At 68.7% G+C, this 23,143-nt stretch carries 20 protein-coding genes and 2 tRNA genes; 11 read left to right on the forward strand and 11 right to left on the reverse strand.

Features of this window, described 5'->3' with window-relative positions:
* Positions 1-18: 18 nt before the first annotated feature.
* Positions 19-450, forward strand: coding sequence for an HIT family protein (locus tag OP498_RS09805; protein ID WP_280553385.1), 432 nt, complete (start codon positions 19-21; stop codon positions 448-450).
* On the opposite strand, the gene OP498_RS09810 is transcribed toward OP498_RS09805, so the two are convergent.
* Complete coding sequence (locus OP498_RS09810) at positions 439-795, reverse strand: hypothetical protein (protein ID WP_280553386.1); 357 nt, start codon at positions 793-795, stop codon at positions 439-441. The genes OP498_RS09805 and OP498_RS09810 overlap by 12 nt on opposite strands.
* A complete protein-coding gene (locus tag OP498_RS09815; protein ID WP_280553387.1) occupies positions 792-1,328 on the reverse strand; it encodes a hypothetical protein in 537 nt (178 codons plus the stop codon). The genes OP498_RS09810 and OP498_RS09815 overlap by 4 nt, the downstream gene beginning before the upstream one ends.
* A 127-nt stretch (positions 1,329-1,455) precedes the next feature.
* Here OP498_RS09815 and OP498_RS09820 point away from each other — a divergent pair, with 127 nt between their 5' ends.
* A complete protein-coding gene (locus OP498_RS09820) occupies positions 1,456-2,601 on the forward strand; it encodes a glycerate kinase (protein ID WP_280553388.1) in 1,146 nt (381 codons plus the stop codon).
* Between the two features lie 119 nt (positions 2,602-2,720).
* Positions 2,721-3,194: a Dps family protein gene (locus tag OP498_RS09825; protein ID WP_280547702.1), complete on the forward strand. Its 474-nt coding sequence runs from the start codon at positions 2,721-2,723 to the stop codon at positions 3,192-3,194.
* A gap of 69 nt (positions 3,195-3,263) precedes the next feature.
* On the opposite strand, the gene rmuC is transcribed toward OP498_RS09825, so the two are convergent.
* Positions 3,264-4,694: a DNA recombination protein RmuC gene (rmuC, locus tag OP498_RS09830; RefSeq protein WP_280553389.1), complete on the reverse strand. Its 1,431-nt coding sequence runs from the start codon at positions 4,692-4,694 to the stop codon at positions 3,264-3,266.
* 32 nt (positions 4,695-4,726) lie between these two features.
* Positions 4,727-6,898 (reverse strand): GNAT family N-acetyltransferase, encoded by a 2,172-nt coding sequence (locus OP498_RS09835; RefSeq protein WP_280553391.1) that lies wholly within the window; start codon positions 6,896-6,898, stop codon positions 4,727-4,729.
* 343 nt (positions 6,899-7,241) lie between these two features.
* Between OP498_RS09835 and dctP the strand changes: the two genes are divergently transcribed.
* The 4 genes from dctP to OP498_RS09855 all read left to right on the forward strand — a co-directional run bounded on the left by dctP (position 7,242) and on the right by OP498_RS09855 (position 12,096).
* Positions 7,242-8,345, forward strand: coding sequence for a TRAP transporter substrate-binding protein DctP (dctP, locus tag OP498_RS09840; RefSeq protein WP_280547699.1), 1,104 nt, complete (start codon positions 7,242-7,244; stop codon positions 8,343-8,345).
* 81 nt (positions 8,346-8,426) lie between these two features.
* Positions 8,427-8,930: a TRAP transporter small permease subunit gene (locus tag OP498_RS09845; RefSeq protein WP_280547698.1), complete on the forward strand. Its 504-nt coding sequence runs from the start codon at positions 8,427-8,429 to the stop codon at positions 8,928-8,930.
* Entirely contained in the window at positions 8,927-10,255 is a 1,329-nt protein-coding gene (locus OP498_RS09850; protein ID WP_280547697.1) for a TRAP transporter large permease subunit, read from the forward strand. Before OP498_RS09845 ends, OP498_RS09850 begins: the two co-directional genes overlap by 4 nt.
* 233 nt (positions 10,256-10,488) lie before the next feature.
* Positions 10,489-12,096 carry an iron ABC transporter permease gene (locus OP498_RS09855; protein WP_280553420.1) on the forward strand — a complete coding sequence of 536 codons (1,608 nt, stop codon included), beginning with the start codon at positions 10,489-10,491 and terminating at the stop codon, positions 12,094-12,096.
* Here OP498_RS09855 and OP498_RS09860 read toward each other — a convergent pair.
* A complete protein-coding gene (locus tag OP498_RS09860) occupies positions 12,013-13,200 on the reverse strand; it encodes an ABC transporter ATP-binding protein (protein ID WP_280553392.1) in 1,188 nt (395 codons plus the stop codon). The two genes, OP498_RS09855 and OP498_RS09860, sit on opposite strands and share 84 nt — an antisense overlap.
* 242 nt (positions 13,201-13,442) lie before the next feature.
* Here OP498_RS09860 and OP498_RS09865 point away from each other — a divergent pair, with 242 nt between their 5' ends.
* Positions 13,443-14,474, forward strand: coding sequence for a Fe(3+) ABC transporter substrate-binding protein (locus OP498_RS09865; protein WP_280553393.1), 1,032 nt, complete (start codon positions 13,443-13,445; stop codon positions 14,472-14,474).
* Between the two features lies 1 nt (position 14,475).
* On the opposite strand, the gene polA is transcribed toward OP498_RS09865, so the two are convergent.
* Positions 14,476-17,244, reverse strand: coding sequence for a DNA polymerase I (gene polA / locus OP498_RS09870; RefSeq protein WP_280553395.1), 2,769 nt, complete (start codon positions 17,242-17,244; stop codon positions 14,476-14,478).
* 155 nt (positions 17,245-17,399) lie between these two features.
* Between polA and OP498_RS09875 the strand changes: the two genes are divergently transcribed.
* The 3 genes from OP498_RS09875 (at position 17,400) to speA (ending at position 20,700) form a co-directional block, all read left to right on the forward strand.
* Positions 17,400-17,699, forward strand: coding sequence for a DUF2782 domain-containing protein (locus OP498_RS09875; RefSeq protein ID WP_280553397.1), 300 nt, complete (start codon positions 17,400-17,402; stop codon positions 17,697-17,699).
* A gap of 122 nt (positions 17,700-17,821) precedes the next feature.
* The gene (locus OP498_RS09880) at positions 17,822-18,781 is read left to right on the forward strand and encodes a homoserine kinase (RefSeq protein WP_280547692.1); all 960 of its coding nucleotides are present in this window, start codon (positions 17,822-17,824) and stop codon (positions 18,779-18,781) included.
* A complete protein-coding gene (gene speA, locus OP498_RS09885; protein WP_280553399.1) occupies positions 18,778-20,700 on the forward strand; it encodes a biosynthetic arginine decarboxylase in 1,923 nt (640 codons plus the stop codon). Before OP498_RS09880 ends, speA begins: the two co-directional genes overlap by 4 nt.
* A 79-nt stretch (positions 20,701-20,779) precedes the next feature.
* On the opposite strand, the gene OP498_RS09890 is transcribed toward speA, so the two are convergent.
* The 5 genes from OP498_RS09890 to OP498_RS09910 all read right to left on the reverse strand — a co-directional run bounded on the left by OP498_RS09890 (position 20,780) and on the right by OP498_RS09910 (position 23,137).
* Complete coding sequence (locus OP498_RS09890; RefSeq protein WP_280553400.1) at positions 20,780-21,445, reverse strand: fumarylacetoacetate hydrolase family protein; 666 nt, start codon at positions 21,443-21,445, stop codon at positions 20,780-20,782.
* 294 nt (positions 21,446-21,739) lie between these two features.
* Positions 21,740-22,195 (reverse strand): type II toxin-antitoxin system YafO family toxin, encoded by a 456-nt coding sequence (locus OP498_RS09895; RefSeq protein WP_280547689.1) that lies wholly within the window; start codon positions 22,193-22,195, stop codon positions 21,740-21,742.
* On the reverse strand, positions 22,192-22,734 hold the full coding sequence (locus tag OP498_RS09900) for a hypothetical protein (protein ID WP_280547688.1): 543 nt from the start codon (positions 22,732-22,734) through the stop codon (positions 22,192-22,194). The genes OP498_RS09895 and OP498_RS09900 overlap by 4 nt, the downstream gene beginning before the upstream one ends.
* A gap of 209 nt (positions 22,735-22,943) precedes the next feature.
* A tRNA-Thr gene (locus OP498_RS09905) sits at positions 22,944-23,019 on the reverse strand.
* A 43-nt stretch (positions 23,020-23,062) separates the two neighbouring features.
* Positions 23,063-23,137: transfer RNA gene (locus OP498_RS09910), tRNA-Gln, on the reverse strand.
* Positions 23,138-23,143 lie beyond the last annotated feature (6 nt).

The following is a 23,143-nucleotide window of genomic DNA, read 5'->3' on the forward strand; positions in this document are numbered from 1 at the left end:
CGCGCAAGGAGACCCGTGATGCCGAAGTTCGAACCCGATGCCCGCCTGGTGGCAGACAGCTACCCGGTCACCGAACTGCCGCTCTGCCAGCTGCGACTGATGGACGACGCCCGCTTCCCCTGGCTGGTACTGATACCGCGCCGCCTCAACGTCAGCGAGGTCTTCGAGCTCGACGCCTCGGCGCAACAGCAGCTGTGGCGGGAGGCCACGGCGGTCGGCAGGGCCATGCTCGGTGCCCTGGGCGGCGACAAGCTCAACATCGCCAGCCTCGGCAATGTCGTCGCCCAGTTGCATGTGCATGTCATCGTGCGGCGTCGCGAGGACGCCGCCTGGCCGGCGCCGGTCTGGGGCCATGGCCAGGCCGAGGCCTACGACCTGGACGGCCTGGCCGACATGCGTGCCCGCATCCTGGCCGAGGTGGAAGGGCTGGACCTCGCCTCAGGGCAATAATCCCAGTCGCGACTGCAGGTCGGTCAGCAGGGGGTCCAGCACGGTGGGCGGCAAGGGCCGCCCACCGCGGGTGGCGATGAAGCTGACCCGGCTGCCGTCTCCCTGGCCGGACACGCGCAGCGACACGCCGTAGCCCGGCATCCGACCCAGCACCGCCTCCAGGCGACCCAGGTCGCCGTCGGCATGGCGGATCACGTAGCCGCGCTCCATCAGCAGCTCCATGGCCTCGCGCAGGGTGGTCTCGGGCACTGCCGCCAGGTGAATCTCGCGGGGCTCGGGCGGGGCCGGGGTGGCACAGCCGGCCAGCCAGGCGACCAGCAGGATAACGACGGGGGGTCGCATCATGGGGCCTCCTGTGCCGGTACGGCCTCGATGGCATCGCGCAGCTCGCGGCAGAAGGCGGCATCGCTGGCACTGCGTGACTCGCGCAGCTCGCCTCGCCAGTCGAAAATGCGGATATCCCGGGACACCTGCACCTGCGGCTCCCCCACCACCACCGAGACCCGCTCGATGCGGGTCGCCTCGTCGGTCACCGGCCCGATGCCGCCACCGATGCCGAGCATCACGCCGGAAGAAATATGGCCACCGCTGCCGCCCAGCACGAAACCGCCAAAGCGGGGCAGGCGCTCGTCCCCATGGCCGTGATAGAAGGTTTTCCGGGCGCGTTCGGCGCTGACCAGCCCCAGCGGCGCATCGGTGTGGCGCACCAGGAAGCCCTGCGCCTCCAGGGCCGTGACGGCCCTGGCCAGGCTATCGCCGGGCCCGGCGGGCCAGCGGCACTCGGCGGCCGGGGCGGGCTCGGCCACCGGCAGGGTCGTCGGCGTCACCTGGCAACCGGCCAGCGCCGCCGGCAGCAGCAACAGTAGCCATGCACGCATCGCATGATCTCCGCGGAAGGTTAAAAGCAGTCTACGCCGGAAGCCGGCGGGGATGAAGCGCCCCGGGGTTCTGTCCCGCGCCGGCTGGCGCTAAGCTGGAAACCCCTTCCACACGACGAGAGCGGCCATGAAGATCCTCATCTGCCCGGACAGCTTCAAGGATGCCCTGCCCGCCGCCGCTGCCGCGCGCGCCATCGCCGGCGGGGCGCGGCGCGCCGGCGGCGACATCGAGGCCCTGGAATGCCCGTTGGCCGATGGCGGCGAGGGCAGCCTCGATGCCCTGCTGGCCGCCACCGGGGCCGAGCGGCGCTCGGCGGACGTCCATGACGCCCTGGGGCACCCGACCCGGGCCGACTGGGGCTGGCACGCCGGGAGCCGCACCGCCTACGTGGAGCTGGCCGAGGCCAGCGGCCTGCAGGCGCTGGCGCCCGACGAACGCACCGCCCTGCACAGCACCACCTTCGGCGTCGGCGAGCTGATCCGCGAGGCGCTGGACAGCGGTGCCGAGCGGCTACTGCTGACCCTCGGCGGCAGCGCTACCAACGACGGCGGGGCAGGGATGCTGGCCGCCCTGGGCGCGCGACTGCGCGACGGCAAGGGCCTCGACCTGGCCCCGGGCGGCGCCCCCCTGGCCGACCTGGCCGAGCTCGATCTGCAGGGTCTCGACCCGCGCCTGGCCGGCCTGCGGGTCGAGACCGCGGTGGACGTGGACAACCCGTTGCTGGGCGAGCGCGGCGCCAGTGCGGTCTTCGGCCCCCAGAAGGGGGCCACACCGGACGAGGTGGCGCGCCTCGATGCCGCCCTGGCCCGCTTCGCCGACGTCACCGCCGCGACCCTGGGCGAGGATCACCGCGACCTGCCCGGGGCCGGCGCCGCCGGGGGCATGGGCTTCGCCGCCCGGGCCTTCCTCGGCGCCGAGCTGCGCCCCGGCATCGAGCTGGTGATGGCTCAGGCCGGCGTCGAGGCCCTGCTGGCGGATGCCGACCTGGTGATCACCGGCGAAGGCCAGCTCGACGGCCAGAGCCTGGCCGGCAAGACCCCGGTGGGCGTGGCACGGCTGGCCCATCGACACGGGGTGCCGGTGGTGGTGCTGGCCGGACGCCTGGCCCCAGGCTGGCAGGCCGCCTTCGACGAGGGCGTCACCGCGGCCTTCGCCCTGGCCGATGGCCCCATGGCGCTCGACGAGGCCCTCGCGCGCTGCGCCGAACTGCTGGCCGACCGCACCGAGGGCCTGGTGCGCCTCTGGGTCGCCCTGGCCGCCCCCCGGCCTTGAAGAGCGCGCCCGACACCCGCACGTCATGGGCAGCGGCTATGGTGGCCATGGAGACAATTGGCTTATCCGCCGCCGGCGGACGTATTACCCTACCTGCATCGCGATCAAGGAGGCATTGAATGAGCGACACCAATACCATCGGCCTGCACGAGGCCAGCGCCAGCCAGCTGGCCGAGAAGCTCAACGAGCTGCTGGCCAACTACCAGATCTTCTACATGAACGTGCGCGGCTACCACTGGAACGTGAAGGGCCGCCAGTTCTTCCAGCTCCACGAGAAGTTCGAGGAGTTCTACACCGATCTGCTGACCAAGGTCGACGAAGTCGCCGAGCGCATCCTCACCCTGGGCCACCAGCCGGTGCACGCCTACAGCGACTACGTGAAGCTCGCCAGGATCCAGGAGGACAAGAACGTCCATGACGGCGAGGCCTGCGTGCGCGGCGTGCTCCAGGGTTACCAGACCCTGATCGAGCTGCAGCGCGATCTGCTCTCGCTGGCCTCGGATGCCGACGACGAGGGCACCGCCGCCCAGGCCGGCGACTACATCCGCGAGCAGGAGAAGACCGTGTGGATGCTGGGCGCCTACCTCGGCTGATCACCGGCACCGCGGAACCGAAGCACGACGCCGCCCCGAGGGGCGGCGTCGTCGTTGCGGTGCCGCGGCTCAGGCGCGCCCCGTCGCCTCGTCGTCCGGCTCGCCCTCCCCCCCGGCGGCGCGCACCAGCTCCGTGGGCAACGGCTTCTTCATGCGCACCCCCAGGCGCTGCAGCTCGGTGGCCTGGGCCACCAGGCTGCCCTGCCCGCTGGAGAGCCGCCCCATGGCCCGGCGATGGCTGTCGCCCGCGCGTTCCAGGTGACGGCCGACCTCCTCGAGGCTCTCGACGAAGCCGGAGAACTTGGCCAGCAGCTTCTCGGCCCGGTCGCCGATCAGGCGCGCGTTCTCGTTCTGGCGCTCCAGGCTCCACAGGCCGGCCACGGTGCGCAGGCTGGCCAGCAGGGTGGTCGGGGTGACCACCACCACCTGATGGTCGAAGGCCTCCTGGAAGAGCGTGGGGTCGCGCTCGAAGGCGGCGGCGAAGGCCGGCTCCACCGGCACGAACAGGAACACGAAGTCCGGCGAGTTGAGCCCCGGCAGCGCCGGGTAGTCCTTGCCCGAAAGGCCGGTGACATGGCCACGCAGCGACTGCAGGTGGGCCTTCATGGCCGCCTCGCGCTCGGCGTCGTCCTCGGCGTTGACCACCCGGGTCCAGGCCACCAGCGACACCTTGGCGTCGACGATCAGGTGGCGGTCGTCGGGCAGATAGATCACCGCATCGGGGCGCTGGCGCCCCTGGTCCCCGTGCAGCGAGACCTCGCGGCGGTATTCGATGTCCCGGCGCAGGCCGCTACGCTCGAGCACGGTCTCGAGCATCAGCTCGCCCCAGTGGCCCTGCGCCTTCTGGTCGCCCTTGAGGGCCCGGGCGAGGCCCGCGGCCTCCTCGCCGAGGCGGGCATTGAGCCCGGCGAGCTGTTCGAGCTGGGTCTTGAGGGAGCCGCTGTCGCGGCTCTGCTGGCCATGCAGCTCCTCGACCCGGCGGCGGAACTGGTCGACCTGCTCGCGGAAGGGGCGCAGCAGGGCCTCCAGACTGTCGCGACTCTGCACCGAGAAGGCCTGCTGGCGCTCCTCGAAGATGCGCCCGGCGAGCTGGCGGAACTCCTCCTTGAGCCGCTCCCGGGCCTCCTCCAGCAGGGCCAGCTGCTCACGGTGCCGCAGCGCCAGCTGCTCGCGCTCGACCTCCAGCCGGGCGGCATGCTCGCGCCGCTCGGCCAGCCGCTCACGCGTCGCGGAAAGCTCAACCTCCAGGGCGGCCAGGCGCTCGCGGCTGCCATCCAGCTGTGCATCGCTGTGGGCCAGCTCCTGTTCCAGCCGCCGCACGCTGGCCTCGCTATCGGCGTGTTCCCGCTCACGGACGAGCAGTCGCGCCTCGGCGGCGACCAGGCGCTTGCGCCAGGACAGCCCCGCCCAAGCCATCGCCAGCAGCAGCCCGGCCAGCCCCCAGGCCACCCAGGCCGGCACGGCCTGCTGCAGCAGTTCGTTCATTAGATGTGTGTTCATGGTGCTTGTGTCTCGCGATCGACCCGGGGACTCTACCGGCCGGCCTCGCCGGGGGAAAGCCCGCGCTCGCCGTCGAGGAGCCGTGCCACGGCCTCGCGCAGCCAGGCCTGCACACCTCGCTTCCCCGACACCCCGAGGCGCGCCGCCAGCCAGGCCGCCTCGCGCCCCTGGAAGGCCCAGGCGGCGAGCAGCGCCAGCGCCTCGTCCTGGCGGCCCGCCCGGCTCCTCACCAGGGCCTGGAGCGCCGGGCGGGCCAGGGCGGGCTCGCGATGGCCGAAGGCCACGTCATCGAGGTCGCGGCGATCCTCGTCGCCCAGGGGCGCGGCGGGCGCCTCGGCGAACAGCGCCACCACCACCGCCGGCGCCAGCTCGGCCAGCTCGAAGGCCAGCAACCCCGGCAGCTGGCGGTGGAAGCGCGCCTGGAGGCGCTCGACGAGTCGCTGCCCCGCAGGGCCGGTGGGCCGCACCACCATCAGCGCATGCTCGCCGGTGGCCGTCTCCCGGGTCAGCCCCAGGCGCACCGCCCGGAAGCCCGCGGCCTGCCAGAAGGCCTGCAGCCCCGGCTCGGCGCCGAAGCTCGCCCCCAGCAGCTCGATGCCGTCGCGACGGGCCCGCGCGACCTCGCCCTCGACCAGGCGCCGCCCCGCCCCGTGACGACGCCGCTCGGCCGGCACGGCGATGCGCAGCACCCGCCGCAGGCGGGCGGTCAGCGCCTCGCGCTCACCGGCATGGGCGGCCAGCGACTGGGCCAACAGGTGGCCTCGCGGACGCCGCTCGCCCCGCGCCACCTGCTCGGCGAGGCCGGCCGCGAAGCCCCCCTCGTCGCCGCTCACCACCACACCCTGCAGGGCCGGCCCGGCCTCGAGGACGGTAATGGCGACCCCGGGGCCATCCAGCAGGCGACGCAGGTCGGCGGGCGTGGTGCGGTAGTGGGCCTGCACCAGCAGGCCGAACAGCGCCCGCAGCCGCGGCTCGTCGCGGGCCAGGGCATCGCGGTCCAGGCGCCGGAGAGCCGGGGTCTCCGCTGCGCTCGGGCTTGCCGCCGGCTCGGCATCCAGCAGCAACAGGCGCGAGGTCAGCGCCTCCAGGGGGTCGCCCTCGGCCCAGCGGATCGGCTCGGCCAGGTGGCAGGCCCGCCAGTCGGGCGTCTGGCGCGCGAGCCGTTCACGGAAGCGCAGTGCGAAGCCACGCCCCGATCCCTCGTAGCCGTGCAGCGTGGTGGCGAAGGCGATACGCGGGAAAACATCAAGCCAGCGCCCCAGCAGCGGCGCGGGAATCGCCGCCGCCTCATCGACCAGCAGCAAGCGGCCGGGACCACCGACCTCACCCTGCTCGGCCAGCTGAGCCAGGGCGTCGGGGGGCAGAAAGGCGACCCGCCCGCGACCCGCCTCAAAGGCATTGCCGCACCGCTGCCCCTCGGGGCAGAGGGCTGCCAGCCGCTCGAAGAGCCCGGCCACGGACGAGGGGCGCGGCGCCGTGACCAGGATATCCGACTCTCCCGCCGCCAGCAGCCGCGCACAGGCGATGCCCAGGGCCGCCGTCTTGCCACGGCCGCGGTCGGCGGTCAGCACCAGCGGCCGACGGCGGCGCAGCCGGGTAAGCCGTGCCACCGCCTCGGCCTGGTCGCGGGTCAGGCAGTCCCCATCACCGGAAGTCGACGGCGCCCCTGCCGGCGGCGCCTCGGGCAGACGCAGGCGCGGCGGCACCTCCCCCGCCGTCCAGTGGATCACGCGCTCGTCGGCACGCAGCAGCCGGGCAAGCCGGGCCAGGTAGCGGGCGCTGAGCTGCTCGGCCCGCCAGGGGTGCTCGGCCAGGCGGCGGTAGTCGGCATCGGGGCGCGCGCCCCAGTCGGACGGGGTCATCAGCACCAGCAGGCCACCGGCCCGCAGGGTGCCGGCCAGCGCGCCGAAGGCCTCGGGGTCGAAGCCGCTCTCGGCCGAGACGGCGTCCATCACCACCAGGTCCTGCTCGCCCCCCAGCCGCGTGCGGGCCTTGGCCGCCGGCAGCCAGCGCGACGCCTCGATGCCCTCGACTGGCTCGGCGGCGACCCACAGCGGCGACGGCCAGTCATCCCCCTGCCACAGGGCCAAGGCCTCCCGGCGGCAGGCATCGGCCGCGCCGGTCAGCCAGACCAGACCGCGCCAGCGCTGCTGGCCCAGCCGGCGTCGGGTCTCCTGCAGGGGGGCGAGGCGGTCGGGGGTCATCCGGGGCTCCATCCGAGGCTCAACTTTGGTCTAAGGGTGCACGACCTTTCAACGTTACCGGGCATTTCGGCACTGCAACACAGTCGTCATACGATCGTTTCAACCCTTTGATTGAAAAGGCGTTCTCCACCTCCTGACGGAGGCCTTGCGGGGCCTGTCCGGGGCGCCGGTGCCGCCACGGCACCGGTCGAACATGTCCGTCGTCCCATGCTAGCTTGTTTCCTGTTGCCGAGTTGCCCGGACGGTCAGGCCCACCCGCACCGCAGGTGGGCGCTTCCCGGCACCGACGGCCGTCTTCCATCGACTTCTCGACAAGCAGAACAACCCACCAGGGAGCACCTCAATGAAGAAGATGACCAAATTCGCCCTCACCGGGCTGGCAGCGGGCGTCGCCCTCGCCGCCATGAGCTCCACCGCCCAGGCCCAGGAACAGTGGACCATGACCACCACCTGGCCAGATAACCTGGACCTGATCCAGATCGACCGCCACTGGGCGGAGCTGGTCAACAAGCTCGCCGGTGACGAGGTGCAAATCGAGTTCCGTGCCGGCGGCACCCTGATGCCCGGTACCGAGGTCTTCGATGCCACCGAGACCGGCAGCATCGAGGCCGCCGGCGACTGGCCGGGCTACTGGGCCGGCCGCAGCCCGGCCTTCTCGCCGCTGGCCACCACCACCAGCCTGTTCAACGGCATGGACTACCTGAACTGGATCAACCAGTGGGGCGGCTTCGAGCTCTACCAGGAGGTCTATGGCAACTACAACATGGTCTACCTGCCCTACGGCATCACCAACAACGAGTCCGGCTTCCGCGGCGGCACGCCCATCGAGAGCCTGGCCGACCTGAAGGGCAAGCGTTTGCGCCTCTCCGGCCGCGATCAGGGCCGGGTGCTCGAGCAACTCGGCGGCTCCCAGGTCACCCTGGCCGGCGGCGAGATCTACCAGGCCATCGAGCGTGGCGTGGTCGACGGTGCCGAGTTCTCCACCCCGGGTGTGGACTACAAGGCCGGCTTCTCCGAGGTGGCCGACTACTGGTCCGTGCCGGGCTGGCACCAGTCCGCCAGCGTGTTCGGCGTGATGATCAACAAGGATGCCTGGGACGCCCTCTCGGAGGAGACCCAGGAAAAGCTGAAGATCGCGGCACAGGCCACCATGACCTGGTCACTGGCCTGGTCCGAGCGCGAGTCCACCGAGGGCACCGTGAAGTTCCTCGAGGACGGCACCGAGATCAACCAGCTCTCCGAGGAAGACCTCGCCGAGATCCAGCGCATCACCAATGAGGTGATCGTGCAGGGGGCCTGCGAGGACCCGATGCACGCCAAGATCTACCACTCCATGATCAGCTACCTGGAGCACTACGCCAACTGGCGCGATATCTCCGTGCCCTACAACATGAGCCGCGTCACCGACGACCTGCCCTCTCTCGAGGAGATCGAGGCCTGCATGTAAGGCCCCGCCAGGGCCCTCTCCCGAGAGGGCCCGCCGGCCGGCCAAACGTCGTGTTCCCACTGATTCACGAGATCCCCGCTCATGAACGCCATTGCCAAGGCCATCGATGCCCTCAACGAGGCCTTCGGTCGCCTGATCGCTCCGCTGATCGCCGTGATCACGCTGATCGTGATCTACGACATCGCCATGCGTTTCTTCATCGGACGCCCCAGTGACTGGGCCTTCGATACCACCAAGATGCTATTCGGCGTCCACTTCATGCTGATGGCCGCCTACGGGCTGCGCCACCATGCCCACGTGGAGGTCGACGTCCTCAAGCGGCTGCTGTCGCGCCGCAAGCAGGCCGCCCTGGAGATACTCGGCTACCTGGTCTTCTTCGTGCCCTTCATCTGGATGCTGCTGACGCTGGGCTGGGACTTCTTCATGCGCTCCTTCAGCCGCGCCGAGACCACCTATGGCATGGTCGCCATCCCCGTCTATCCGGTGAAGGCGGTGATCGTCATCGCCGCGTTCTTGCTCCTGCTGCAGGCCATCGCCATCGTCATCCGCGCCATCCAGCAATTGCGCCAGGAGGAGACCGCATGAGCCCCGAAATGCTCACCCTGTTCATGTTCGGCGGCCTGCTGATCGGCCTGTTCATGGGCCACCCGCTGGCCTTCGTGCTGGGCGGCATCGCCGTGATGGGCGCCTGGCTCGGCCCGGGTGCCAAGATCCTCGGCTCCCTGATCAACAACATCTACGGCAACGCCATGGACAACTATGTCCTGGTGGCCATCCCGTTGTTCATCCTGATGGCGCGCTTTCTCAACGACTCGGGCGTCACCGAGAAAATGTTCGAGGCGATGCGCCTGCTGCTCGGCAACCTGCGCGGCGGCCTGGCGCTCACCGTGGTCATCGTCTCGGTGCTGCTCGCCGCCACCACCGGCATCGTCGGCGCCTCGATCGCGGTGATGGGCATGATCGCCCTGGTGCCGATGCTCAAGTACGGCTACAACAAGGAGCTCAGTACCGGGGTGATCATGGCCAGCGGCTGCCTGGGCATCCTGATCCCGCCGAGCATCATGCTGATCCTGATGGCCAGCTACTCGCCGGTCTCGGTGGGCGCGCTGTTCGCCGGCGCCCTGGTGCCGGGCCTGCTGCTCGGCGTGATGTATGCCCTCTATGTGCTGATCATCTGCCACGTGAAGCCCTCCTATGGCCCGCTGGTGCCGGCAGCGGAGCGCGCCGAGACCAGCACCCGCGAGCTGCTGGTCATGCTGGCCAAGTACGTGCTGCCGCCGATGTCCCTGATCCTCGGCGTGCTCGGCGCCCTGTTCACCGGCATCGCCACCGCCACCGAGGCCTCGGCGATCGGCGTGACCATCGCCTTCCTGCTGTTCCTGATCTTCGGCGACCGCAAGGTCTCGACCTGCTACCGCACCCTGATCGATGCCAGCAAGACCACCACCATGGTAATGCTGGTGCTGGTCGGCGCTACCGCCTTCACCGGGGTCTTCTCCCGCGGCGGCGGCATGCAGGTGATCCACGACCTGGTGATGGCGATGCCGGGCGGCACCACCGGGGCGCTGATCCTGATGCTGTTCCTGGTGTTCATCCTGGGCATGTTCCTGGACTGGACCGGTATCGTGCTGCTGAGCTTCCCGATCATGCTGCCGATCGTCGAGAACATGGGCATCGACGTGCTGTGGTTCGTGGTGATGGTCGCCGTGGTGCTGCAGACCTCCTTCCTCACCCCGCCATTCGGCTATGCGCTCTTCTACCTGAAGGGGGTGGCGCCCAAGGGGGTCGAGATCGTCGACCTCTACAAGGCGGTGATCCCCTTCTGTGCGCTGATCGTGCTGGCCTGCGTGCTGATGGCCTTCTTCCCGGTACTGATCACCGGCCTGCCGTCCCTGCTGATCGGCTACTGAGCCTCTCCCGACGGCCCCATGACGCCCGCCGCTCATCGAGCGGCGGGCGTTTATGTTGATCCGGGTCAGCCGCCATGGCTGCAGCCACGGGGGGCAGCTGATACAATTCTCACTCGCAAATGCCTCGCATCCACACCGCCTCCAGACCCCGCTGGAAGGAGACCTCGTTGACCAGTCCGGCCCGTTCCCGCGCCCTCTCCCGCCTGTCGTTGCCCTTCAATGTCTGGAACGCCCTGACCATCGGCATCGCCCTGATCGTGGCGCTGCCGGTCATCGTGGTGCTGGCGCACCTGTTCATGCCCACCGAGGGCATCTGGCAGCACCTGGCCAGCACCGTACTGCCCAGGTATCTCGTCAATACCCTCTTCCTGGTGGTGACGGTGGGCCTCGGCACCTTCGTCATCGGCACCGGGACCGCCTGGCTGGTAGTGATGTGCCGCTTCCCGGGACGCCGGCTGTTCGAGTGGGGGCTGTTGCTGCCGCTAGCGGTGCCGACCTACGTGATCGCCTATGCCTACACGGACTTCCTGCAGTTCGCCGGCCCCGTCCAGACCTGGCTGCGGGAGAGCTTCGGCTGGTCGGCCAGCGACTACGTCTTCCCCAACATCCGTTCCCTGTGGGGAGCGGCCACCCTGATCACCCTGGTGCTCTATCCCTATGTCTACATGCTGGCGCGGGCGGCCTTCCTGGAGCAGTCGGTGTGCGTGCTGGACGTGGGGCGGACCCTGGGGCGGGGGCCCTGGCGGCTGTTCACCAGCGTGGCCCTGCCGCTGGCGCGGCCGGCCATCGTCGGCGGCGTGTCGCTGGCGCTGATGGAGACCCTCAACGAGTTCGGGGCGGTGCAGTACTTCGGGGTAGACACCTTCACCACTGGCATCTATCGCACCTGGTTCGGGATGGGTGAGCAGGTGGCCGCGGCCCAGCTCGCCGCCTGCCTGCTGGCCTTCGTCATCGCCCTGGTGCTGATCGAGCGCGCCTCGCGCGGCAAGCGCCGCTACTTCCACACCACCGGTCGCTACCAGCATCTGCCGGAATTCGCGCTCCACGGCTGGCGTGCCTGGGCCGCCACCCTGGCCTGCCTGACGCCGGTGCTGCTCGGCTTCCTGATCCCCAGCGGCCTGCTGGGCTACCTCTCGATCCAGGGCGGCGATGCGCTGTTCGGCTCGGCCTTCCTGACCTTTGCCGGCAACAGCCTGCTGCTGGCGTCGCTCGCATCAATGGTCGCCGTGAGCCTGGCGCTGCTGCTCAGCTACGGCGCCCGCCTGCACCCCGGCAAGGTCACGCGTGTGGCGACGCGCGTGGCCGCCATGGGCTATGCGGTCCCCGGCTCGGTAGTGGCAGTGGGCATCCTGATCCCCTTCGTGTGGATGGACCACCAGATCAACGACGTCATGAAGGGGCAGTTCGGGGTCGCGGTGGGGCTGCTGCTCAGCGGGTCGGCCTTCATCCTGGTGTATGCCTACCTGGTACGCTTCCTCGCCGTTTCCTTCAATGCCATCGAGGCGAGCCTGGGCAAGGTCACACCGAGCATGGATGCGGCCTCCCGGACCCTGGGTCAGACGGCGGGCGGCACCCTGCGCAAGGTGCACACCCCGATCATGCGCGGCAGCCTGATCGCCGCCGGCATCCTGGTATTCGTGGACGTGATGAAGGAGCTGCCGGCCACGGTGATCCTGCGCCCCTTCAACTTCGACACCCTGGCGATCCGCGCCCATAGCCTGGCCGCCGACGAACGCCTGGCCGAGGCCTCGACCTCGTCACTGGCCATCGTGGCAGTAGGCATCCTCCCGGTGATCCTGCTGAGCATCGCCATGCGCCGCTCTCGTCCCGGCAGTCGCTGAGGCCTCGAGGGGGAAGACGAAGACCTGGGAGGCATCCAGGCCAATCATGACCGGCTGGCCCTCCCGGGGCAGGAACACCCCCGGGGACCGGGCATGCAGGTGACTCTCCCGGCCGTCGGAGGCGTGGGCGCATATGTGCAGCAGGCTGGTGCGTCCTAGCAGCTTGGCCATGATGACGTGGCTGTGGTGATGCTCCGGCGGCTCATCCAGCGGCACCACCCGCAGCGCCTCGGGACGGATCATCACCCGCACCCGGCTGCCTTCGGGCAGCCCGCTGCCGGAGACATCGCCCACCGGCGTCGCCACCTTGCCGTCCACCACGTGCCCCTCGAGCTCGTTCACCTCGCCGAAGAAGGTGACCACGAAGGGGTCGGTGGGGGCGCAGTAGAGGTCCAGCGGCGTTCCGGCCTGCACCACCCGCCCCTCGCGCATCAGCACGATGCGATCGGCCATGAACATGGCCTCCTCGGGGTCGTGGGTCACCAGCAGCACCCCCGCGCCCAACTTCTTCAGCACGTGCAGGGTATCGTCACGGATCTGGTCACGCAGACGAGCATCGAGGCTGGAGAAGGGTTCGTCGAGCAGCATCAGCTGCGGCGCTGGCGCCAGCGCCCGGGCCAGGGCGATACGCTGCTGCTGTCCGCCCGAAAGCATGTGCGGGAAGACCCGGGCATAGCGCTCCATGCCCAGCAGCTCGAGAAGATCAAAGGCACGGCGGCGACGCTGCTGGGCGGGCTGCGACTCGAGCCCGAAGGCCACGTTGTCGAGCACCGAGAGGTGCGGGAACAGCGCCGAGTCCTGGAAGGCCAGGCCGACGTTGCGCTTCTCGGGGGGCACATGGGAACGCCCGGTGCGTCCCATCGACTCGCCGCCCAGCGCCACGCGCCCCTGCTGAACCACCTCGAGCCCCGCGGCGATCCGCAGCAGGGTGGACTTGCCGCAGCCGGAGGGGCCCAGCAGGCAGACGATCTCCCCGGGCTTGACCTCGAGGGAGACGTCCTCCACGGCCAGGTGCTGCTGGTAGGCATGGCGGATCTGGTGCATGGCGAGAACGGGTGCCACGGCGGCGTTCTCGTCGATCGGGAGCATCGGTTGGCTAGTCATGGGATCTGAGCGGCCATTGGGAGAGAAGGTATGTCCTGCATGGTAACGCGAAAGCCTCCTGAATGCGTTGTACTATCGCTCGCATTTCGCGCCACCGGCTGTCAAGGCGGGGCGACTCCTGACCTGGATCAGGTTGCCCGCCGGCAGGCCTTGACGCCGGCAGCGGGAGGCGCTTCAATGGCGTAAGTTTAATGCAAAGCATTATCATTCGAAACCGCAACCCCGCAACATGAGGTGTCTCCATGCCGCTGAACCGCCGTCTCGCCATGCCCCTCGCCGCCCTGGTGGCCGGCTCCGCCATGGCCTCCCAGGCCGCGGCCGCCGAGGAGCTCAATGTCTACTCGGCTCGCCACTACGACTCCGACGAGGCGCTCTATGCCGCCTTCACCGAACAGACCGGCATCGAGGTCAACATCCTGGAGGGCGACTCCGACCAGCTGATCCAGCGCCTCAAGCTGGAGGGCGAGGCCAGCCCCGCCGACGTGATGATCACCGTGGACGCCGGCCGCCTGTGGCGCGGCGAGCAGGAGGGCATCTTCGCCAGCGTGGCGTCGGAGGTACTCGACGAGCGGCTGCCCGACTACATGCGACACCCGGAAGGCAAGTGGTTCGGCTTCAGCCAGCGCGTCCGGGCGATCTTCATCGACCCCACCGAGGTCGAGGCCGACGCGATCACCCGCTACGAGGACCTGGCGGACCCCAAGTTCGCGGGCCAGGTCTGCATCCGCTCCTCGAACAACATCTACAACCAGTCCCTGCTGGCCTCGCTGATCGCCCACCACGGCGAGGAAGAAGCGCAGGCCTGGGCCAAGGGCGTGGTCGACAACTTCGCGCGTGACCCCGAGGGCGGCGACACCGACCAGATCCTCGGCGTTGCCAGTGGCGAGTGCAACATCGCCCTGGCCAACCACTACTACTACGTGCGCCTGGTCAACTCCGACAACGAGAGCGACCGCGAGGCGGCCGAGAAGGTCGAGATCGTCTTCCCCAACCAGGGTGATCGCGGCGCGCACGTCAACATCGGCGGTGCCGGCATGGTCAAGGGCGCGCCGAACGCGGAGAACGCCGTGCGCTTCCTCGAGTTCCTCGCCTCCGACGAGGCCCAGGCCCTCTTCGCCTCCGGCAACTACGAGTTCCCCGCGGTAGAATCCGTGGAGATCGATGGCGTCATCGCCTCCTGGGGCGACTTCAAGAAGGACGACCTGAACGTCAGTGTGCTGGGCGAGAACAACCCCGAGGCCATTCGGATCTTCGATCGCGTCGGCTGGCGCTAACTCAGTGGGCCTCGTCCCAGTTGGCCCCCGACTCGGCCTCGACGGTCAGCGCCACGTCGAGCTTGGCGGCGCCTTCCATGCGCCCCTTCACCTCCTCGATGAAGGCCTCGACCTGGCCTTCGGCCACCTCGAAGACCAGTTCGTCGTGGACCTGCATCACCATCACCGCATCGAACGCCTCGCCCGCGAGCCAGGCATCGACGTCGATCATCGCCCGCTTGATGATGTCGGCCGCGGTGCCCTGCATCGGGGCATTGATGGCGGTGCGCTCGGCGCCCTGGCGGCGGGCACGGTTCTGGGCGCGGATCTCCGGCAGGTGCAGGCGCCGGCCGAAGACCGTCTCCACATAGCCATCCTCGGCCGCCTGGGCGCGAATGCGTTCCATGTAGCGGGCCACACCGGGGTAGCGGTCGAAGTAGCGGTCGATATAGGTCTGGGCCTGGCCGCGCTCGATGTGCAGCTGCCGGCCCAGGCCCCAGGCGCTCATGCCATAGATCAGCCCGAAGTTGATCGCCTTGGCGCTGCGCCGCTGGTCGGACGAGACCTTGTCCAGGACCACCCCGAACACCTCGGCGGCGGTGGCGGCGTGGATGTCGCGGCCCTCGGCGAAGGCCTCGAGCAGTCCCTTGTCGCCGGAAAGATGGGCCATGATGCGCAGCTCGATCTGCGAGTAGTCGGCGGCGACGATGCGGTAGCCGGGCCGGGCGATGAAGGCCTGCCGGATCTTGCGCCCCTCCTCGGTGCGGATCGGGATGTTCTGCAGGTTGGGGTCCGACGACGACAGCCGCCCGGTGGCGGTGACCGCCTGGTGGTAGCTGGTGTGCAGTCGCCCGGTGGCCCTGTTGACCAGCCGCGGCAGCTTGTCGGTGTAGGTGGACTTGAGCTTGGCGAGTCCGCGGTGCTCCATGATCACCTTGGGCAGCGGGTAGTCCAGCGCCAGTTCCTCGAGCACCGCCTCGGCGGTGGAAGGCGCCCCCTTGGGGGTCTTTTTGATCACCGGGATCTTCTGCTCATCGAAGAGGATCTGGCCGAGCTGCTTGGGTGAGCCGAGGTTGAACTCGCGGCCGGCGAGCTCGAAGGCCCTGGCCTCCAGCTCGCGGATGCGCGTCTCGAGCTCGCGGCTCTGGACATGCAGCCGCTCGGGGTCCAGTGCCACCCCGGTGCGCTCCATGCGCGAGAGTACCGGGATCAGCGGCAGCTCGATCGCCTCGAGCACCTCGGCGAGCCGCCCCTCGGCCTCGACGCGGGGACGCAGCTCGTGGTGCAGGCGCAGGGTGATGTCGACGTCCTCGCAGGCGTAGGGCGCAGCCTGTTCCAGGGCCACCTGGTTGAAGGTCAGCTGCTTGGCGCCCTTGCCGGCGACCTCCTCGAAGGAGATGGTCTTCTCGCCCAGGTACTTGAGTGCCAGGGAGTCCATGTCGTGGCGGGTCGCCGTGGAGTCGAGCACATAGGACTCCAGCATGGTGTCCTCCAGGGGCCCGGCCACCGCGATGCCGACATTGGCCAGCACCGAGATGTCGTACTTGAGGTTCTGGCCGACCTTGGTCCGGCCCTCGCCCTCCCAGAGCGGGCGCAGGGCCTCGAGCACCGTCTCGCGGTCGAGCTGTTCGGGGGCATCGAGGTAGTCATGGGCCAGCGGAATGTAGGCCGCCTCACCCGCTTCCAGCGACAGCCCCACGCCGACCACCTGCGCCTCCATGTAGTTCAGGCTGGTGGTCTCCAGGTCGAAGCAGAAGGTATCGCTCGCCTTGAGCCGCTCGAGCCAGGCGTCGAGGTCGGCCTGCGCGAGGATGACATGGTCCTCGCGGGCGGCCCGGCGGCCTGAGCCGGTCGTCGCGTCGTCCTCGGTCGGCAGCGGCATGCCGCCCGCCGCGTCGTCGACCCCCTCGTCCTTGCCCTCGAGCAGCTCGGAGAGCCAGGCCCGGAACTCGAGCCTGCGATAGAGCTCGAGCAGCGCCTCACGCTCGGGGTGGGCGATGTCCAGGTCGTCAAGCCCCACCGGCAGCTCGCAGTCGGTCTTGATGGTCGCGAGCTGGTAGGAGAGGAAGGCCTGGTCGCGGTGCTCCTCGAGTTTCTTGGGCAGCGTCTTGGCGCCGCGAAAGCCCAGCGTCCTGACCCTTTCCAGGTCCGCATAGAGGGTCTCGAGCCCGCCGTCCATGCCCTGCAGCAGGCCCAGCGCGGTCTTCTCGCCGACCCCCGGCACGCCGGGAATGTTGTCGACCTTGTCGCCCATGAGTGCCAGGAAGTCGATGATCCGCTCCGGCGGCAGGCCGAACTTCTCCTTCACGCCGGCGACGTCCAGCGTCTCGTCCTTCATGGTGTTGACCAGCGTGATGTGCGCGTTGACCAGCTGGGCCATGTCCTTGTCGCCGGTGGAGATCACCGCATCGCGGCCGGCCTCGGTGGCCTGGCGGGCCAGAGTGCCGATGACATCGTCGGCCTCGACCCCCTCGATGCACAACAACGGCAGGCCCAGCGCCTTCACGCAGTCGTGCAGCGGCAGTACCTGGGAGCGCAGGTCATCGGGCATCGGCGGCCGGTGGGACTTGTACTGCTCGAACAGCTCGTCGCGGAAGGTCTTGCCCGGGGCGTCGAAGACCACCGCCATGGGGCTGTCGGGATAGTCCTTGATCAGCCGCTTGAGCATGTTGAGCACGCCCTTGATCGCCCCGGTGGGCTGGCCATCGGAGGTGGTCAGCGGCGGCAGGGCGTGGAAGGCGCGGTACAGATAGGAGGAACCGTCGACGAGAACGATGGGCGTATCGGCCATGTAGGGCATCCATTGAAGCGTGGCGTGAGGTGATCCTGGTCATCCATGATACGCATTGCCGCCGCCTTTTTCCGCGGGTGGTAGGCCGGGAGGTCGCAAGCCCCTACACTGGGGGTAACCCTGCTTCCCCGCCTCGTGCGGCCCTGGAGGTCATCATGAAGAAGTTCCCGAGACGCTCGATCACCGCCCTGCTGCTGACCCTGGGCCTAGCCTTCGCCGCCACGGCCCCGGCGCTGGCCCAGTCCGGCGATGAACTGCAGCCGGATATCACCGTCCGCCAGGAGGATGAGCGCATTATCCGCGAGTACCGCGTCAACGGCGAGCTCTATGCCATCGAGATTCGCCCGTCCTCCGGCCCCTCCTACTATCTCGTCGACCACGACGGCGACGGCGACTTCGAGCGCCAGGAAGGCGACCGCATCGCCGTTCCCCAGTGGGTGCTGAAGACCTTCTGAGCCCGCTGTCACCCCGCTTTTGACTCCCGGCCCCGGCAAGGCAACCGCCGCGGCCGGGTCACGTGCATCGGTGGGCCAAGTCGCTACAATAGGCGGTTTGGCACTTCCCGGGCGAGAGACACATGGCCGTATTCACACCGCTTACCGAACCTCAGGTCGTCGAGTTCCTCAGCCGCTTCGATGCCGGCTCGCTGGTCTCCCTCGAGGGCGTGCCCGCCGGCACCGAGAACACCACCTTCTTCGTCACCACCGACCGGCGCGAGCTGGTGCTGACCCTGTTCGAGCAGGGCGAGCACGAGGAGCTGCCGTTCTTCGTCGAGCTGCTCGACTACCTGGACGAGCACCGCCTGCCGGTGCCGGGCCCGCTGCACGACCGCGACGGCGTCGCGCTGCACACCCTGGCCGGCAAGCCGGCCCTGCTGTTCCCGAAACTGCCCGGCCGGCACCCCAAGGCCCCGAACCTGGCCCAGTGCCGCGGGCTCGGCGACACCCTCGGGCGCATGCACGTGGTCTCCCGGCACTTCCCCGGCCACCGCCCCAACCCGCGGGACCTGCACTGGCTGCTGCCCATGCACCACAAGGTGCTGGTCTACCTCTCGCCGCAGGACCAGGCGCTGATGAAGGACGAGGTGGAGATCTACCAGGGGTTCTTCGGCGACGCCCCGGACCTGCCGCAGGGCGCGCTGCACGGCGATCTGTTCCGCGACAACACCCTCTTCGACGGCGATCGCCTGGGCGGGCTGATCGACTTCTACAACGGCTGCACCGGTGACCTGCTGTTCGACCTGGCCATCGTCATCAACGACTGGGCCACCGGCCCCGATGGCCGCCTGGATGCCGCGCGCCACGATGCCATCCTCGCCGCCTACCTGGCGCGCCGGCCGCTGACCGCCGCCGAGCGCGACGCCTGGCCGATGATGCTGCGCCTGACCGCCCTGCGTTACTGGCTGTCGCGGTTGCTGGTGGTCTACGTGGACCCGCCGGCTCACGACCTCACGCCCCATGATCCCGAGCAGTTCCGTATCATTCTCAAGGCGCGCCTGGAAGATGGTGCCCTGCCGCTGCCCGAGGTGAGCGCATGAGCCTGTCCAAGAGCAGTGCCGCCGGCCCGGCACAGCGCGCGCGGCGCACCTGGAACATCGACCAGTGGGGCAGCGGCTACTTCGACGTCGACGACAGCGGCCACGCCCTGGTGCGCCCGTTGGGCAGCGAGGCCGAGGGCCCGGCCCTGCCGCTGGACGACCTGGTGACCGAGCTTCGCCAGGCCGGGCTACGCCTGCCGATGCTGGTGCGCTTCACCGACATCCTCCACGACCGGGTCGAGCAGCTGTGCGCCGCCTTCGATACCGCCATGCGGGAGGAGGAGTTCGGCGGCGGCTACACCGCGGTCTACCCGATCAAGGTCAACCAGCAGCGCCGGGTGGTGGAAGAGATCCTCGGCACCCAGGAGCGCGGCCATGGCCGGGTGGGACTCGAGGCCGGCAGCAAGCCGGAGCTGCTCGCCGTGCTCGCGCTCTCCGGCGATGGCTCCTCGCTGATCGTCTGCAACGGCTACAAGGACCGCGAGTACGTGCGCCTGGCGCTGATGGGCGAGAAGCTCGGCCACCGGGTCTACCTGGTGGTGGAGAAGCTCTCCGAGCTGCCGCTGATCCTCGAGGAGGCCGAGCGCATCGGCGTCACGCCGCGCATCGGCCTGCGCGCCCGCCTGGCCACCGTAGGGCGCGGCCGCTGGCAGAACACCGGCGGCGAGAAGTCCAAGTTCGGCCTCACCGCCAGCCAGGTGCTGGCCGTGGTGGAGCAGCTGCGCGAGGCCGACGCCCTGGCCAGCCTGCAGCTGGTGCACTTCCACCTGGGCTCGCAGATCGCCAACATCCGCGACATCCAGCGCGGCCTGCGCGAGTGCGCGCGCTTCTACCAGAGCCTGGTGGAACTGGGCGCGCCGGTGGATACCGTGGACGTGGGCGGCGGCCTCGGCGTCGACTACGAGGGCACCCGCTCGCGCAGCTTCTGCTCCGCCAACTACTCCATGCTGGAGTACGCCCGTAACGTGGTGTACGCCTTCCGCCTGGCCTGCCAGGAGAACGGCCTGCCCCAGCCCCACCTGATCAGCGAGTCGGGCCGGGCGCTCACCGCCCACCACGCGGTGCTGATCACCAACGTGATCGGCGAAGAGCGCATCGGCGACGAGGCGCCCCCGCGCCGGGTCGAGGGCGACCCCCAGGTCGATGAGCTGTGGCGCGTCCACGACCTGCTGCACGAGCAGGCCGAGCCGCGCGGCCTGGTGGAGGCCTGGCACGACCTGGTGCAGGCCATGGGCGAGCTCCACGAGCGCTTCGTGATGGGGCTGACCGACATCACCGCCCGGGCCGAAGGCGAGGGCGTCTACTTCGCCGCTTGCGCCCGGCTGCGTGCGCGGCTCGATACCCGCAACCGCGCCCACCGCGAGATCGACGACGAGCTGGCCGAGAAGCTTGCCGACAAGCTGTTCGTCAACTTCTCGCTGTTCCAGTCGGTGCCCGACGTCTGGGGCATCCAGCAGATCTTCCCGGTGCTGCCGCTGACCGGCCTTGACCACGAGCCGGTACGCCGCGGGGTGATCCAGGACATCACCTGCGACTCGGACGGGCGCATCGATGGCTACGTGGACGGCCAGGGCGTGGAGACCACCCTGCCGCTGCCGGAATGGCAGGAGGGCGACGAGAAGCTGCTGGGCTTCTTCATGGTGGGGGCCTACCAGGAGATCCTCGGCGACCTGCACAACCTGTTCGGCGACACCGACTCGGCGGATGCCGCCCTGGACGGCAACGGCCGCTGGTCGATCAGCCAGATCCAGCAGGGGGACCGGGTCGCCGACGTGCTCGGCTACGTCAACTTCGACGTCGCCGCCCTGCGCGAGCGGCTGGCCGAGCAGCTCGCGCGCAGCGGCCTGGAACGGGGCGAGCAGCAGGCCTTCCTCGACGACCTCTCGGATGGCCTGGAGGGCTACACCTACCTGGAGTGAGCACACGCCACCCCAGACGAAGACGCCCCGCAGCTTGAACTGCGGGGCGTCTTCGTCTGGGGCCGTTCGCGGCGTCGACTTACTCCACCACGCGGGTGGTGACCTCCAGGCCGCCGGTGAGGGTGAAGTGCAGCGTCGCGCCACGCTCCAGCGGCCCCACACCGGCCGGGGTGCCGGTGAGCACCACGTCGCCCGGCTGCAGGGTGAAGTGGCGGCTCATCTCCGCCACCAGGGTCGCCACCGGGAAGAGCATGTCTGCCCCCTCGCCGTGCTGGCGCGGCTCGCCGTTCACCTCCAGGGTGAAGGCGAGGCCGCTCCAGTTGGGCACCTGCGAGAGCGGCAGGAAGGACGACAGCGGGCAGGCGCCGTCGAAGGCCTTGGCGATCTCCCAAGGGTGGCCCTTCTCCTTGAGGCGCGACTGGACGTCACGCAGGGTCAGGTCCAGGGCCAGCCCGATGCCGACGATGCCGCGCTCGGCCTCGTCGGCGGTGACGTGGGAGAGCTCCTCGCCGATCAGCAGCGCCAGCTCCGTCTCGTAGTGCACCTCGCCCCGTGCGAAGGGGGCGTCGACCGGCTGTTCCAGCGGGACGGCGGCCGTCGCCGGCTTGATGAACAGCAGCGGCTCGCTGGGTACCGGGTTGTCCAGCTCCCGGGCATGCTCGGCATAGTTGCGGCCGACGCAGACGATCTTGCCCAGTGGCTCGGGGAACGGCTGGCCATCGGTGAAACGGGGCACGAAACGCATGGCGGTTCTTCTCCTTCTGGTGGTCGCCGCCGCGGTCAGGCGACAAGCCCTTCAGTCTACCCCAGCGACACCCTGGGTCCAGCGTGCCGGCGCGGCCCGCCGCCCAGCAGCGCCGCGCCACAATCTGGGAGAAGCGCGGCCGCGCCATGCCCCTGCGCGCCGACCAGCGCCCACCGGGGATGATGGACGTCTACGACCTCAGCCTGCCGGTCGTGAAATGCAGCGAGGAGTGAGCCACGAAGCGCCGCAGATTTCGCGTACAGCCGCCATCGGGTACGAGGAAGGGAAGGAAGCTCAGTTGTTGTCGCGGAACTCTCTGGCCAGAGCAGCCAGGCGCAGCATCAAGCCATTATTCTGTGCTCGCTCATGCGCATACGGGTACAACAGGCCGAGTATGCAATAGCGATGATCCTCACACTCTCCACGCACATATACCAACGAGGCGTCCCGATGCGGCTCTTTTCGGCGACAAGTCATCCGGGCCACAGGCAGGTGGGCAGGAAAATCGTTCGGAGGGGGCATGCATATGTGGATATGCATCAGCTGCGCGGAGAGGATCGACGCCGGCCTAGTGTAGAGGTCCACCTTGCCGAACCGCTTGGGCCGGCGCTCAAAGCCGCTTTCTACGTACTGACGGAAGTCCGCCAGAAGCTGCCGCTTTATCTCTGGATAGTCCCGCTCGACCTCATCAAAGAGATCAACGGTTTGCGGGTGAACACAAACTTCAACTGGAAGCCTGCGAAGACTCATCCGATTCGGCGGTGAAGCTCAGAAGACATATGGTCTGCAAGAGCCTCGAGCGCCCGACCAGAAGATTCAGCCTCAACGGTGTCAGGTTGAGCAGTCGTTTGCCATGCCAGATGCTGCGCCAAGACAGCGTTCGACCTGGCCTTGGCAAGGCTACGCCGGAGTGATGCTAGTCCCAGCTCTGCAACGAATGTCGGGCCTGCTTCATCAATCGCGTCCTTGATGAATTGCTCACACTCACGAAGGTTATGCACAATGCCAGCGAATGGCTCATGGTAAGCACTTGCATCAGGTCCCGCCTGGGCTATCTCAGCACATGCGGTCTCGAAGACCCGAGCGGCACGGCTTGCCTCGCGATCAGCCTTGGAGATCGCCAGCTTCAGCTCATGCATATCATTGCGGGTGACGGCGCTACCGGGTTCAGCAACGGGAGAATGGGAAACGTTATCGACAGCCATTGCAGCAGTCGCGACGCCAGCCAGCAGCTTGCCGGACATCATGACGGCAAGAGCGATGCTCGATTTGGACTGTGAGTTTTGCATGGCTGCTCTCCCTGCGGGACCATGTGTCCACGCATTCATTCTTGGAGGGTGCGCAGCATAAATGCAAGTATTGCAGTAAGCAAGCTTAGCCGACCCTAAACCAAGACACCTTAGGGAATTTTACGTCGAACTTTACGTACACACGAAAAAACCGCCTCTATGGGCGGCCTTCATGTGCTGCAACTCTCTGATTTGCCCGAATTTCTTTATGGTGCCGGCAGCAGGAGTCGAACCCGCGACCTACTGATTACAAGTCAGTTGCTCTACCAACTGAGCTATGCCGGCTCGGGAACCGACTCGAGTCACAGAATCGGAAACAGGGTTGGCGTGGCTGGGGTACCAGGATTCGAACCTGGGAATGCCGATACCAAAAACCGGTGCCTTACCACTTGGCTATACCCCAGCAGAT

The sequence above is a fragment of the Halomonas sp. 25-S5 genome, assembly GCF_029889845.1.
GTDB lineage: Bacteria > Pseudomonadota > Gammaproteobacteria > Pseudomonadales > Halomonadaceae > Halomonas.

Coding starts and splice junctions, on each gene's coding strand:
- OP498_RS09805 (WP_280553385.1), top strand. CDS start 19: ATGCCGAAGTTCGAACCCGATGCCCGCCTGGTGGCAGACAGCTACCCG.
- OP498_RS09810 (WP_280553386.1), bottom strand. CDS start 795: ATGATGCGACCCCCCGTCGTTATCCTGCTGGTCGCCTGGCTGGCCGGC.
- OP498_RS09815 (WP_280553387.1), bottom strand. CDS start 1,328: ATGCGTGCATGGCTACTGTTGCTGCTGCCGGCGGCGCTGGCCGGTTGC.
- OP498_RS09820 (WP_280553388.1), top strand. CDS start 1,456: ATGAAGATCCTCATCTGCCCGGACAGCTTCAAGGATGCCCTGCCCGCC.
- OP498_RS09825 (WP_280547702.1), top strand. CDS start 2,721: ATGAGCGACACCAATACCATCGGCCTGCACGAGGCCAGCGCCAGCCAG.
- rmuC (WP_280553389.1), bottom strand. CDS start 4,694: ATGAACACACATCTAATGAACGAACTGCTGCAGCAGGCCGTGCCGGCC.
- OP498_RS09835 (WP_280553391.1), bottom strand. CDS start 6,898: ATGACCCCCGACCGCCTCGCCCCCCTGCAGGAGACCCGACGCCGGCTG.
- dctP (WP_280547699.1), top strand. CDS start 7,242: ATGAAGAAGATGACCAAATTCGCCCTCACCGGGCTGGCAGCGGGCGTC.
- OP498_RS09845 (WP_280547698.1), top strand. CDS start 8,427: ATGAACGCCATTGCCAAGGCCATCGATGCCCTCAACGAGGCCTTCGGT.
- OP498_RS09850 (WP_280547697.1), top strand. CDS start 8,927: ATGAGCCCCGAAATGCTCACCCTGTTCATGTTCGGCGGCCTGCTGATC.
- OP498_RS09860 (WP_280553392.1), bottom strand. CDS start 13,200: ATGACTAGCCAACCGATGCTCCCGATCGACGAGAACGCCGCCGTGGCA.
- OP498_RS09865 (WP_280553393.1), top strand. CDS start 13,443: ATGCCGCTGAACCGCCGTCTCGCCATGCCCCTCGCCGCCCTGGTGGCC.
- polA (WP_280553395.1), bottom strand. CDS start 17,244: ATGGCCGATACGCCCATCGTTCTCGTCGACGGTTCCTCCTATCTGTAC.
- OP498_RS09875 (WP_280553397.1), top strand. CDS start 17,400: ATGAAGAAGTTCCCGAGACGCTCGATCACCGCCCTGCTGCTGACCCTG.
- OP498_RS09880 (WP_280547692.1), top strand. CDS start 17,822: ATGGCCGTATTCACACCGCTTACCGAACCTCAGGTCGTCGAGTTCCTC.
- speA (WP_280553399.1), top strand. CDS start 18,778: ATGAGCCTGTCCAAGAGCAGTGCCGCCGGCCCGGCACAGCGCGCGCGG.
- OP498_RS09890 (WP_280553400.1), bottom strand. CDS start 21,445: ATGCGTTTCGTGCCCCGTTTCACCGATGGCCAGCCGTTCCCCGAGCCA.
- OP498_RS09895 (WP_280547689.1), bottom strand. CDS start 22,195: ATGAGTCTTCGCAGGCTTCCAGTTGAAGTTTGTGTTCACCCGCAAACC.
- OP498_RS09900 (WP_280547688.1), bottom strand. CDS start 22,734: ATGCAAAACTCACAGTCCAAATCGAGCATCGCTCTTGCCGTCATGATG.